Source organism: Streptomyces malachitofuscus (genome assembly GCF_055571035.1).
The window spans coordinates 1-14,329 of record NZ_JBVIGA010000057.1 but is presented as its reverse complement, the minus strand read 5'-3'; the positions used below and the strand labels follow the sequence as shown (position 1 = coordinate 14,329).

2 protein-coding genes are annotated in these 14,329 nt (G+C 72.2%); both read left to right on the top strand.

All coding sequences use genetic code 11. The features are described 5' to 3' along the window. Positions 1 to 39: 39 nt before the first annotated feature. Positions 40 to 9,009 carry an SDR family NAD(P)-dependent oxidoreductase gene (locus tag ACZ44S_RS38825; protein ID WP_466938150.1) on the top strand — a complete coding sequence of 2,990 codons (8,970 nt, stop codon included), beginning with the start codon at positions 40 to 42 and terminating at the stop codon, positions 9,007 to 9,009. After that, the coding region (locus ACZ44S_RS38820) for a beta-ketoacyl synthase N-terminal-like domain-containing protein (RefSeq protein WP_466938148.1) at positions 9,006 to 14,329 on the top strand (5,324 nt) is incomplete at its 3' end. The genes ACZ44S_RS38825 and ACZ44S_RS38820, both read left to right, overlap by 4 nt.

The window sequence follows — 14,329 nt, the reverse complement described above, 5'->3', positions numbered from 1 at the left end:
ACCGGGACTCTGCGCCGCGGCGACGGCGGTGTCCCGCGGGTGCTCACCTCGCTGGCCGAGGTGTTCGTGCGAGGCGTGGACGTCGACTGGTCCGCCGCCTTCGCGGGCACGGACGCACGGGTGGTGGATCTGCCCACGTACGCCTTCCAGCACCGCCACTACTGGCTGGAGGGCACGGCGGAGACGGGCAAGTCTCGGCACCCGCTGCTGGACGCGGCGGTGCGCGTCGCCGGAACGGGACAGGTCGTGCTGACCGGCCTGTTGTCGGTGAGCACGCATCCATGGCTGGCCGACCACCGGGTGTTCGGAACGGTCGTGTTGCCCGGCGCGGGCTTCGTCGAACTGGCGGTCAACGCGGGTGACGAGGTCGGCTGCACCCGTGTTGACGACCTGGTGGTGGAGACGCCCCTGGTCCTCGCGGACCAGGGTGCGACGCGCGTCCAGGTCGTGATCGAGGCCGCTGGGGCGGACGGGGAGCGCACTGTCACCTTCTACGCCTGTCCGGAGCACGCTGACGGAAACGAAGCGGAGGCGTGGACCCGGCACGCGCGGGCCGTGCTGCGGCACGGAGAGACGCCGGTCATTGAGCCCTTCGAGGCATGGCCGCCCACCGAGGCCCAGTTGCTCGACACCGCCGGCCTGTACGAGTCGGCGCATGCGTCCGGTTACGGTTACGGTCCCGCCTTCCAGGGACTGCGGCGGGCCTGGCGGCAGGGTGACGAGGTCTTCGCAGAGGTAGCGCTTGACGCCGAGCACGCCACCTTCGGCCTGCATCCCGCTCTGCTGGACAGTGCTCTGCACGCTCTCCTGGCCGACCGGACGGATGACCGGCTGCTCGTACCGTTCGCCTGGTCCGAGGTGTGCCTGCACGCGTCCGGTGCGACAGAGCTGCGTGTCCGGCTCACCAAGGGCGACGCCGAGGAGGTGACGCTCACCGCGACCGACCCGACCGGGCAGCCCGTGCTGTCCGTCGGCTCCCTGATCCTGCGCCCCATGGGTGAGGAACGGGTGCCAGGAGTGAGGCAGTTGGGCGATGGAGCCCTCTTCGAACTCGAGTGGGTGAGCCCGTCCTCCACCTCGCCCCGTCCCGTCGACCTGACCGACTGCGCGGTGCTGGGAGAGGCACCTGCCTACGTCCCGAAGGGCACGCGCGCGTACGCGTCCCTCGGCGAACTGAGCCGGGCGGCCGGGCGGCTTGGTACCGTGCCCGGACTGGTGCTGGCGTCTCTGGCGGCGCACGACGACGGCCCTCTCGCTGAGCACGCCCGCGCCGCGGTCGCCCGTGTGCTCGGTCTGATCCAGGAGTGGCTGGCCGACGAGTATCTGGCAGAGGCTCGCCTGGTCGTGGTGACGTCGGGAGCCGTCGCCGCCGGCGCCGACGCCTGTCCCACCGATCCCGCGGCTGCCGCCTGTTGGGGACTCATCCGCAGTGCCCAGTCCGAACACCCGGGCCGCTTCGGCCTGGTGGACCTCGACCGACTCGACCAGGACGCCCTGACCTGTGCACTGGCGACCGACGAACCACAGGTGGCCGTGCGGTCCGGGCAGGCCCTTGTGCCGCGCCTGGCCCGTACCCGACCGGCATCCGAAAGCACCTCCGTAGCCCGGCCCGGACCGTGGGAGACCGTGCTGATCACGGGGGGCACCGGCACGCTCGGCGGCCTGCTGGCCCGGCACCTCGTACGCGAGTACGGCACGCGCCGACTCGTCCTCACCAGCAGGCGCGGCCCGACCGCGCCCGGTGCCGACGCCCTCACCGCCGAACTGTCCGCCCTCGGCGCCGACGTGACCGTCACGGCTTGCGACGCCACCGACCGCGGCGCCCTGGAAGCGCTGTTCGCCACGACATCCCCCGCCCCCGACGCCGTCGTGCACGCCGCCGGTGTCCTCGACGACGCACTGCTCCATACCCTCACACCGGACCGACTGGACCGTGTCCTGCGCCCCAAGACCGACACCTCGGTCCACCTGCACGACCTCACGGCACACACGGGGACGATGCTGGTCCTGATGTCCTCGGTGGCCGGTCTCCTCGGCAACCCCGGACAGGGCAACTACGCCGCCGCGAGTGCCTTTCTCGACGCCCTGGCACTGCGCCGCGCGGCGGAGGGCTCGCCCGTGCTCTGCCTCGACTGGAGCCCATGGGCCGAAGCCAGTGGCATGACCGGGCACTTGGACAGCGGCGACGTGCAGCGGCTTGACCGCACCGGGTTCCCCGCGCTGCCCACCGACCAGGGACTCGCCCTCTTCGACGCCGCACGCGGGCTAGGCGGCCCGCTCCTCTTCCCTCTCCGGACCGATCCCACCCACCTGCGCGCCGAGGCCGACGCCGGCGCCGTGTCGCCCGTACTGCGTGACCTGATACCCCGACGGCAGCGGCCCGTGGCTGCCGCAGGGGACCGGAGCGCACCGGGCGGCGAGGCCGAACGCCTCGCGGCACTTCCCGACGCCGAGCGTGACCAAGCGCTGCTCGACCTGGTCTGCACCCATGTGGCCGTCGTCCTGGGCCACACGGGACCCCAGGACATCGACCCTGACCAGGCGTTCCGAGCGATCGGCTTCGACTCGCTCACCGCGGTCGGCCTGCGCAACCGGCTCGCCACCGCCCTCGACCTGCGCCTGCCCGCCACACTGGCCTTCGACCATCCCACGCCCGCTCTCCTCGCCCGCGATCTCGCGCACCGCTGCACGGGCCGGAGCCGGAAGCCTGCACAGGACATCGCCGCTACCGCTGTCCAGTCGAACGAGCCCATCGCGATCGTGGGCATGGCCTGCCGGTACCCCGGCGGTGTGACCTCACCGGAGAGCCTGTGGGACCTGGTGGCGGCCGGCACCGACGCCATCGCCCCGTTCCCCACGGACCGCGGCTGGGATCTCGCGCACCTGTTAACCACCGGCCAGGGCCGACCGGGACGCTCGTACGCGCGCGAAGGCGGCTTCCTCTACGACGCCCCCGAGTTCGACGCGGAGTTCTTCGGGATCTCCCCGCGCGAGGCGCTGGCGATGGACCCGCAGCAGCGACTGCTGCTGGAGGTGTCCTGGGAAGCACTGGAGCGAGCAGGCATCCCCGCCGCCTCCCTGCACTCCAGCCCCACCGGCGTCTTCGCCGGCGTGATGCACCAGGACTACGGCTCCGACACCGAACCGGCGGCAGTCGAGGGGCACTTCCTCAGCGGCCGGTCGGTCAGCATCGTCTCCGGCCGGGTCGCGTACGCCCTGGGCCTGGAAGGCCCGGCGATCACGGTGGACACCGCCTGTTCCTCGTCCCTGGTGGCCATGCACCTGGCGGCACAGGCCCTCAGCAACGGCGAATGCACGCTCGCTCTGGCCGGCGGGGTATCCGTGATGGCCACCCCCGTCCTGTTCACCGAGTTCAGCCGGCAGCAGGGGCTGGCCAGGGACGGGCGGTGCAAGTCCTTCGCGTCGGCGGCCGACGGCACCGGCTGGTCCGAGGGCGTCGGCATGCTGGTACTGGAGCGGTTGTCGGACGCGCTCGCCAAGGGGCATCGGGTGCTGGCGCTCATACGTGGCTCGGCGGTCAACCAGGACGGCGCGTCGAACGGGCTGACCGCTCCCAACGGTCCTTCGCAGGAGCGAGTGATCCGTGCGGCGTTGACGAACGCGGGCCTGAAGCTCTCGGACGTGGACGCCGTGGAGGCCCACGGCACCGGCACCCGGCTCGGCGATCCGATCGAGGCCCAGGCCCTCCTGGCCACGTACGGACAGGACCGTCTCGGTGACGAACCACTGTGGCTGGGCTCGGTGAAATCCAACCTGGGACATACCCAGGCGGCGGCGGGCGTCGCCGGTGTGATCAAGATGGTCATGGCGATGCGGCACCGAACACTGCCGCGCACCCTGCACGTGGACGAGCCGTCTTCGCACGTCGACTGGGAGTCCGGCGCGGTACGCCTGCTCACCTCACCCCAACCCTGGCCGGACGCGGACCGCCCACGCCGGGCGGGTGTGTCGTCCTTCGGGGCGAGCGGCACCAACGCCCACCTCATCATCGAGCAGCCGCAGCCGCAGCCGAACGCTTCACCGGCCGAGGAGCGCCGCCCGGTGCCCACCCCGCGGACGCCGCGGACCCTTCCGCTCGTCGTGACGGCACGGAGCGCCCAAGCGTTGCGCGCGCAGGCAGCGCGGCTCAGGAACGACCTCCAAAATGCTGAACTCCTCGATGTCGCGTGGTCGTTGATCACCACCCGCTCGGCCCATCCGCACCGCGCCGTCGTGATGGCGTCGGATCCCGCCGGTGCCGCATCCCTCCTGGCAGCCCTGGAGGAGGAACGCACGGACGGAGCCACCGTTGTCGGCACGGTCCATGTCCAGGGACAGCCCGTGTTGGTGTTTCCGGGGCAGGGGGCGCAGTGGGCGGGTATGGGGCTTGAGTTGTGGGACGGCTTGCCGGTGTTCGGTGAGCGGATGGCGGAGTGCGAGGCGGCGCTGGCCCCGTTGGTGGACTGGTCGTTGCGCGATGTCCTGGCCGGTGATCTGGATCGGGTGGATGTGGTGCAGCCGGCGTTGTGGGCGGTGATGGTGTCGCTGGCGGGGGTGTGGGAGTCGTTCGGGGTGCGGCCGTCCGCGGTGGTGGGGCATTCGCAGGGGGAGATCGCGGCTGCGGTGGTGGCCGGTGGCCTGTCTTTGGAGGACGGGGCGCGGGTGGTGGCGTTGCGCAGTCGTGCGTTGCGCGAGTTGGCGGGTTCGGGCGGGATGGTGTCGCTGCCGCTCGCGGTGAAGGAGGTGTCGGAGCTTGCTGCTGGGCTGGGGTTGTCGGTGGCGGCCGTCAACGGGCCGTCGTCGACGGTCGTCTCAGGTGACGTGGCCGCGTTGGAAGAGCTGCTGGCCCGCGTACCGCAGGCGCGACGCATCCCCGTGGACTACGCCTCGCATTCCTCGCATGTGGACCGGATCGCCGATGACATCCGTGATGCCCTGGACGGCATCACGCCGCGTACCGGTGAGATCCCCTTCATTTCCAGTGTGACCGGTGAGGTGCTGGACACGGTCGGTCTGGACGCGGAGTACTGGGTGACCAACCTGCGCCGGACGGTGTGTTTCCAGGACGCGGTCGCCACCGCGCTGGAGCGGGGGAACAGGGTGTTCACGGAGGTGAGCCCGCATCCGGTGCTGACGGTGGGTGTGGAGGAGACGGCCGGGCTGTCGGACGTGGTGGTGACCGGGACTCTGCGCCGCGGCGACGGCGGTGTCCCGCGGGTGCTCACCTCGCTGGCCGAGGTGTTCGTGCGGGGCGTGGACGTCGACTGGTCCGCCGCCTTCGCGGGCACGGACGCACGGGTGGTGGATCTGCCCACGTACGCCTTCCAACGCCAGCGCTACTGGCTGGAGGGTGCGAGTTCGGCGCATCCGCTGCTCGGTGACACCGTGCGGCTCGCGGACGAGGACCAGGTGGTGTTGTCGGGGCGGCTCACTCTCGGCACCCACCGCTGGCTTGCCGACCATGCCGTGTTCGGTTCCGTGCTTCTGCCCGGAGCGGCGTTCGTGGAGATGGCCCTGCACGCCGGCTCGGAGGTCGGCTGTGGCAGGCTCGTCGAACTTGCCCTGAAACGGCCGCTGTTCATGCCCAAGGAAGCCGGAGTCGTCGTCCAGGTGCGGGTTCGGGAGGCGGATGCCGAAGGGCGGCGTGCGCTCGACATCTACTCCTCGCCACAGGACGACGACGTCGCCACGGAGTGGACCCGGCACGCCGTCGGAATTCTCGCTCCCGCGACAGAACCGGTTCCCGACGCCGACTTCCAGCTTTGGCCGCCGTCCGGCGCCGAACGGCTGGCCGTCGAGGACTTCTACGCCGAGATCGCGGACGCCGGATACGGATACGGCCCCGCCTTCCGGGGCCTGCGCGCCGCATGGCGACGAGGCGACGAGGTGTTCGCCGAGGTGGCGCTGGCGCAGGACCACCAGCTCAGTGCCGCCCGGTTCGGTGTGCACCCCGCGCTGCTCGACGCGGCTCTCCAGACGGCCATGCTGGGCGGGGACGGCACGCGGACACACCTGCCGTTCGTGTGGAGCGAGGTGTCCCTGCACGCCGTCGGGGCTTCTTCGCTGCGCGTGCGTGTGCGGCGCGGGGCGAACGACTCGGTGTCACTGACGGTGGCGGACCCGACGGGCGCGCCCGTCGCCTCGGCCGGCGAGATCGTGATGCGGCCGGTCTCCCCCCAGGCGCTCGGCCACCGCCGGGATGACGACGCACTCCACCGGCTCGACTGGGCCCAGTTGAGCGCGGCGGACACGACTGCCGACGGCGACTGGGTCGTGCTCGGCGCCCCTGACCTGGGGCTCGCCGGTCGTGCGGAGGTACTGCCCGGGTGGACCGCGCTGGGTGACGCCGTCGCAGCCGGCCGGACCGTGCCCGACGCGGTGGTCGTACCGTTCGCGCCGGGCGGGGAACCGTACGGTGGGCTGACCGCACTCCTCACTGTCCTCCAGGACTGGCTGGACGACGAACGCTGGCGGACGTCCCGGCTGGTCGTGGTGACTCGCTCGGCGGTCGCCGTCGAGAACGCCTTCAAGACGGACCTCTCGCACGCTCCCGCGTGGGGGCTGCTGAGGTCTACCCAGACCGAACACCCCGGGCGGGTGACCGTCGTCGATGTCGAGGACGCCGACGCCGGCCAGGCCCTTGCGGCCGCCATCGCTTCCGGAGAGCCCCAGATCGCGGTCAGGGACAACGTCCTCCTCGTCCCGCGGCTCCGGCCGATGGCTCGCGACAACGGTCTCGCGCTGCCCGATGAGCCGGGCTGGCAGCTCACCGCCACGGGTGGCGACACCCTGGCGGCACTGGGCATCGTCCCCTCCGACGCGGCCACACGACCGTTGGAACCTCACGAGGTGAGGGTCGAAGTGCACGCCAGCGGCGTGAACTTCCGGGACGCGCTGGTCGCCCTCGGCATGGTCTCCGGACAGAAGGGCCTCGGCAGCGAGGGCGCGGGTGTGGTGCTGGAGGTGGGGCCCGCCGTTGAGGGAGTGAGCGTCGGAGACCGGGTGGTGGGACTGTGGCACGGCTTCGGTGATGTGGTGGTGGTGGATGGGCGGTTGGTGGTCGGTGTTCCTGTGGGGTGGTCGTTTGTGCGGGCGGCGTCGGTGCCGGTTGCGTTTTTGACGGCTTGGTACGGGTTGGTGGTGTTGGGGGGTTTGCGGGCTGGTCAGCGGGTGTTGGTGCATGCGGCCAGTGGTGGGGTGGGGCAGGCGGCGGTGCAGGTGGCGCGGTGGGTGGGGGCGGAGGTGTTCGGTACGGCGAGTGAGGGCAAGTGGGGTGTGCTTCGGTCGTTGGGGCTGGATGACGCTCATATTGCTTCGTCGCGTTCGCTGGGTTTTGTGGAGCGGTTCCCGCGGGTTGATGTGGTGTTGAACTCGTTGGCGGGGGAGTTTGTGGAGGCGTCGGCGTCGTTGGTGGTGGAGGGTGGCCGGTTCGTCGAGATGGGGAAGACGGATGTGCGGGACGCGGAGGCGTTCCCGGGCATCCACTACCAAGCCTTCGATCTGATGGACGCCGGGGTCGACCGCGTGCGGCAGATGTTCGGCGACGTACTCGGACTGATGCGAGAGGGCCGGCTGTCCCCGGTTCCCGTGCGTACGTGGGACATCCGTCGGGCCGAGGAGGCCTTGCGGTTCATGAGTCAGGCCCGGCATGTGGGGAAGCTGGTGCTGACCGTGCCCCAGCCGTGCTGGGGTGCGGAGGGCACGGTGTTGATCACGGGCGGTACGGGCACGTTGGGCGGTCTGGTGGCCCGGCATCTGGTGCGGGCCCATGGGGTGCGGTCGCTGGTGCTGTGCAGCCGCCGTGGGATGGACGCCTCGGGCACCGCACAACTTCACGCCGAACTGAACGAGTTGGGCGCTCAGGTGGCGGTGGTGAAGTGTGACGCCGCTGACCGGACGCAGCTCGAAGGGGCGCTGGCGGCCGTGCCGGCGGACCAGCCGCTACGCGGGGTGGTGCATGCGGCGGGTGTGCTCGATGACGGTGTGGTGAGTGCTCTGACTCCGGAGCGGTTGCGGGCCGTTCTGCGGCCGAAGGTGGAGGCGGCCTGGAACCTGCACGAGCTCACCCGTGACCTCGACCTGACCGTGTTCGTGCTCTTCTCCTCCGTCGCGGGTGTGCTGGGCAGTCCCGGGCAGGGCAACTACGCGGCCGCCAACGCCTACTTGGACGCCCTGGCAGCACATCGGCGCGCGGAGGGGCTGCCCGCGGTGTCACTGGCGTGGGGGCACTGGGCGGAGACGAGTGAGATGACGTCCGCGGCGGACGGCGGACGGCTGCGGCGGCTCGGGGTGGTGGCCCTGGACAGTGACCGTGCACTGGCGCTGATGGACCGGGCGCTGGAGGCAGGCGAAGCTGTGATGGTGCCGGCGGCGTTCGACCGGCAGGCGCTGCGCGAGCAGGGGGCGCGCGACGAGGCGCCCGTGGTCCTGCGCGGCCTGGTCGGTGCCGGGGGAGCGCGGGCCCTCGCGCACGCCGCCACCGGCAGCGGCGACGGGCCTACGCCGGTGTCCCTGGGCGAACGACTCGCCGCGCTCGGGGAAGCGGAGCGCGAGCGCCTGCTGCTGGACCTGGTCCGGACGCACACCGCCACCGTCCTCGGGCACAGCACGCCGGACACCATCGACCCCGACCGGGGTTTCACGCACCTGGGACTGGACTCCCTGACCGCGGTGGAACTGCGCAATCGGCTGGGCACCGCCACCGGGCTGCGCCTGCCCACGACCGTGATCTTCGAGCATCCGGCCCCTGCCGAGCTCGCCCGCCACCTCGGCGCTCTGCTCCCGCGCGGTGGCGACAAACCCGTTGCCGACCCGCTTGACGAACTGGTCGCCGCCGTCCAGCGGTTCGCCGCGGGCAACGGCGGCCGGGACAGGACGGTCAAGCGTCTCAGGACACTGCTGTGGAGCCTGGAGGAACCGGACGCCCCGAGTGACGACGCCGACGATCTGGAGGCGGCCTCGGACGACGAGATGTTCGATCTGATCGACAGGGAGCTGGGCCTCAATTGAGCGCATCCCGAGCCAACGAGGAGAAGCTTCGGGAGTACCTGAAGCTCGTCACCGCGGACCTGCGCAAGGCCAGGCAACAGGTCCGCACACTGGAGGAGGCGAACGGCGAACCGGTGGCCGTGGTGGGCATGGCCTGCCGCTATCCCGGTGGAGTGTCGTCGCCTGAGGATCTGTGGGACCTGGTCGTCCGGGAGGGTGACGCCATCACCGAGTTCCCGACCGACCGCAATTGGGACCTGGCCGGTCTCTACGACCCCGACCCCGACCGCACCGGACACTGCTATGTGCGCGAGGGCGGTTTCCTCGACGGCGCCGGCGACTTCGACGCGGAGTTCTTCGGCATCTCGCCCCGCGAAGCCCTGGCGATGGATCCGCAGCAGCGGCTCATGCTGGAGGTGTCCTGGGAGGCTCTCGAACGCGCGGGCCTGGACCCGTCCGCGCTGCGGGGCAGTCGTACGGGCGTGTTCGTGGGGGCGACCCAGCCGGACTACCTGACGCCGGGAGGACAGGTTCCCGAGGCGGCCGAGGGCTACTCCCTGACCGGCAATCTCGCAAGCGTCACCTCCGGGCGCGTCGCCCACGTCCTGGGCCTGGAAGGCCCCACCCTGACCGTCGACACGGCGTGCTCCTCGTCGTTGGTCGCCCTGCATCTGGCGGTGCGAGCCCTGCGCGATCACGAGTGCGGGCTCTCCCTGGTCGGCGGCGTCACCGTGATGGCGACGCCCGGTGTCTTCGTGGACTTCAGCAGGCAGCGGGGCCTTGCCCCCGACGGACGCTGCAAGGCGTTCGCCGCCGAAGCCGACGGCACGGCCTGGGCCGAAGGCGCCGGTGTACTGGTCCTTCAGCGGCTGTCGGACGCGGTGCGCGACGGCCGCCGTGTCTGGGCGGTCATCCGGGGAACGGCCGTCAACCAGGACGGTGCCAGCAGCGGGCTCACCGTCCCGAACGGGTCGGCGCAGCGGCGCGTGATCGAGGACGCGCTGGCCGACGCCCGACTCGGCCCCGACGAGGTCGACGCCGTCGAGGCCCACGGCACCGGTACCCGGCTCGGCGACGTGATCGAGGCCCGCGCCCTCCAGGAGGCGTACGGCCGGACACGGGTCGAAGGCGAGGTCACGGACCCGGACCACAGCGAGCCCACCACGCCTCGGGCCCCCGGCGGACCGAGTGCGCCGGACAGCGGTGCCCCGACGGCCGGTGAGCCGCTGTGGATCGGCTCGGTGAAGTCGAACATCGGGCACTCTGCGGCCGCGGCGGGTGTCGCGGGTGTGATCAAGATGGCGATGTCCATGCGCCACGGGACCCTGCCCCGCACCCTGCACGTCGACGAGCCCACCCCCCAGGTGGAATGGGAATCCGGCGGGGTCGCGGTGCTCAGGGCGCCCCGGCCGTGGCCGTGGACGGGCCGTCCCCTCCGGGCGGGTGTGTCCTCGTTCGGGATCAGCGGCACCAACGCCCACGTGATCCTTGAGCAGCCCCCGGCCGACGAGACACCTACGGAGACACCAGGGGAGACGCCTGCTGAGGCTCCTGCGGAGACACCTCCCGCGCCGTCCGTCCTGCCCGTCCCCCTGCTGCTCTCCGGCCGATCCGCCCAGGGGCTGGCCGCCCAGGCCGAACGCCTCCGCGCCCATGTCGCCGCCCACCCCGGCCAGAATCTCACCGACATCGGCCGCGCCCTCCTCACCACCCGCGCCACACTGGACCACCGCGCGCTGGTGCTCGCCCATGACAGCGGCGAGGCACTGGCCGCTCTCGAGGCGGCGGCCACGGGCGGGTTCGAGTCGGCCGGGCGGGCGAGGCCCGGTGCGCGCACCGCCGTGCTGTTCAGCGGCCAGGGCGCACAGCACCCGGGAATGGGACGGGAGTTGTACGCCGCGTTCCCGGTGTTCGCGGCAGCGTTCGACGAGGTGTGCGCAGCCTTCGACGGGCTCCTCGGGCGCTCTTTGCGGGACCTGGTGTGGCAGGCGCAGGACGATGTGCTGGACCGCACCGAGTTCGCACAGTGTGCTCTCTTCGCGGTCGAGGTGGCCCTGTTCCGGCTGGCCGAGTCGCTGGGCGTGCGCGCCGACGCGGTGGCGGGCCACTCGGTCGGTGAGATCGCCGCCGCACATGTCGCGGGCGTGCTGTCACTGCGCGACGCGGCCGCTTTCGTCGTGGCACGCGGCCGACTCATGCAGGCACTGCCGGACGGCGGGGCGATGACCGCGATCCAGGCCACCGAGACGGAGGTGACGCCGCACCTCACGGACGCCGTCGACATCGCCGCCGTCAACGGCCCGTACTCCGTGGTTGTCTCGGGGGCGGCGGACGAAGTGGCGCGCATCGCCCACCACTTCACCACCGGCGGACACCGGACCCGGCGGCTGCACGTCTCGCACGCCTTCCACTCACCGCTGATGGAACCGATGCTCGCCGACTTCGAGGACACCATCGCCGACCTGACGTTCCAGCGGCCCACCCTCCCCGTGATCTCCAACGTCACCGGCCAGGTGGCCACCGGCGACGACCTGCGTACCCCTGCCTACTGGCTGCGCCACATCCGGCGCCCGGTGCGTTTCGCCGACACGGTCGCCGCCCTGCGCACCCGAGGCGTCACCTCCTTCCTGGAACTGGGACCCCAGCCGGTGCTGGTCCCCATGGTCGAGGAGTGCCTGGCCGCCGAACCGTCCGACGAACAGCCGACGGTGGTCGGGGTGCTCAGAGCGGGCCGGCCCGAGCCCCGAACCCTGCTGGCCGCGCTGGGGCGCCTGTGGTCGTGCGGCGTCCCCGTCGACTGGTCGGCCGTGGTCGGGCCCGGCGGACGGCCCGTCGACCTGCCCACCTACGCCTTCCAGCACCAGCGGTACTGGTGGCAGCCCACGGCCGACGGGACCGCGCCCGCCGGTGCGCCCGCCTCCGAGGCGGAGGCACGGTTCTGGCAGGCGGTCGAGACCGACGACCTCCCCGGGCTGACCGCCGAACTCGACCTCGCCGAGACAGATCTGCCCGTCGTGCGCGCCGCCCTGCCCGTACTGGCCGACTGGCGAAGTCGCCAACGCCGTAACACCCGTGCGGCGACGCTCTGCTACGAGGAGGCCTGGCGACCCGTCACCACCCGCTCGGACCGGCCCCTGCGCGGCACGTGGCTCACCGTCCTCGCCGATGACCCCGAGGCCCGCACATGGCTGGACACTCTGGCCGACGCGAACGCGGAGGCCCGGTTCGTCCCGCTGTACGTCGGCCCCGACGACGACCGGGAGCGACTCGCCGCAACCCTGCGCGAGACCACGGGACAGCGACCCGACGGCGTACTGTCCCTGCTCGCGATCGGCGACCACGGGTCCCTGCCGCAGACGCTGTCCCTGCTCCAGGCGTCGGGCGACGCGCGCCTGATCGCCCCCTTGTGGTGCCTGACCCGGGGAGCGGTCGCCCCGCAGGACACCGCCCCGGCCCCGGACAGCCGCCAAGCCGCGCTGTGGGGTCTGGGCAGGGTCGCCGCCCTGGAACACCCCGACCGTTGGGGCGGCCTGCTCGACCTGCCCCCGACCGCCGACAGCGCCGCGGGCCGGCGAGTGGGCGCCTTCCTCGCCGCACCCGGCGGAGAACACGAGGTCGCGCTCCGCGCCTCGGCCGTTCACGCGCGTCGGCTCGTCCGGTCCACCGCCCCACCCTCCCCACTGGGCCGGGACACCTGGCGGTCACCGACCACCGTCGTGACCACCGGTGGACTCGGCCAGGCGTTCGCCCCACTCGCCGAGCGGTTACGGCAGCGCGGTGCCCGACGAGTCGTCGACATCGGCCCGCACCACGACGCCGTACGGCTGGACGACCTGACCGCCGCGCACTTCGCGGCCCTCCTCGACGAGCAGGACCCGGCGCTGCGCGAACTCGACGCGACCGACGGCGAGCTGCTGGTCCTGTCCCCGGCCACGGGATGGCTGGGAGCCGTCGGCCACATCGCCGAGGCCGTGGCCGACGCGTGCACCGCGGCCCTGTGCCGGGCCCGGCCCGCGGTCCATCTGCGCTGGGGCGCCTGGGCCGCCCACGACGACGCCGACGCCGTACGCCACGGAGCCCGCCCGCTCGACTCCGAGACCGGGCTCAGCGCCCTCGGTCTGCTCCTGGGGCGCGGGCGTTCCGACGCCGCTGTCATGGACCTCGACTGGGATCGCTTCACCCCCCTGTTCACGGGAGCCCGGCCGACCCGGCTGCTCGACGAGATCCCCGAAGCCCGCCGACCCTCCACACCGGCCGACAGCGAACACTCCGAAGCACGCGCGGCACTACGACGACGCCTGTCCGACCTGCCCGAACGCGCCCGCCGCCGCACCCTGCTCGACCTGGTCACCGGTCATGCCGCCGCCGTTCTCGGCCACTCCGACGCGGGCGCCGTCGACCCTGCGAAGCCCTTCCAGGACGCGGGCTTCGACTCCATGGCGGCGGTGGAGCTGCGCCGACGGCTCACCGGGGCCACCGGGGTCCCCCTGCCCACCGCCGTCGTCTTCGATCACCCGACTCCGGGTGCCGTCGCGGACTTGCTGCTCGCCGAACTCGTCGCCGGGACGGACGGCACCCCCGCGCCCGTGTCGGCGGCGCCCGCGGCCGGTGCCGGCGAGCCGATCGCGATCGTCGGTATGGCGTGTCGGTATCCGGGCGGGGTCGACTCGCCCGAGTCGCTGTGGGAGTTGGTGGACTCCGGTGGTGACGCCATCTCCGGCTTCCCCGTCGACCGCGGCTGGGATCTCGCCCGGCTCTACCACCCCGATCCCGACCGGCCCGGCACGTCGTACACCCGACACGGCGGCTTCCTGTACGACGCGGCGGAGTTCGACGCGGAGTTCTTCGGGATATCGCCTCGCGAGGCAGTCGCCATGGACCCGCAGCAGCGGCTGATGCTGGAAACGGCCTGGGAGGCGTTCGAACGGGCCGGTATCGACGCCGCGTCCGTTCGCGGCAGCCGCACCGGGACCTTCGTCGGGGCCACCCAGCCGGACTACCTCGGCGGCGGCAGGCGCGCCCCGCAGAGCGCCGAGGGCTACCTGCTGACCGGCAACGTGGCCGCGGTCACCTCCGGACGCCTCGCCTACACCTTCGGCCTCGAAGGTCCGGCCGTGACCGTGGACACCGCCTGCTCGTCCTCGCTGGTGGCCCTGCACCTGGCGGCCCAGTCGCTGCGGAGCGGCGAGAGCGACCTGGCCCTCGCCGGCGGCGTCACCGTCATGGCCGACTCGACGATCTTCGCCGAGTTCAGCCGTCAGCGGGGGCTGGCTGCGGACGGTCGGTGCAAGTCGTTCGCCGCGGCGGCCGATGGCACGGGCTGGTCCGAGGGTGTGGGTGT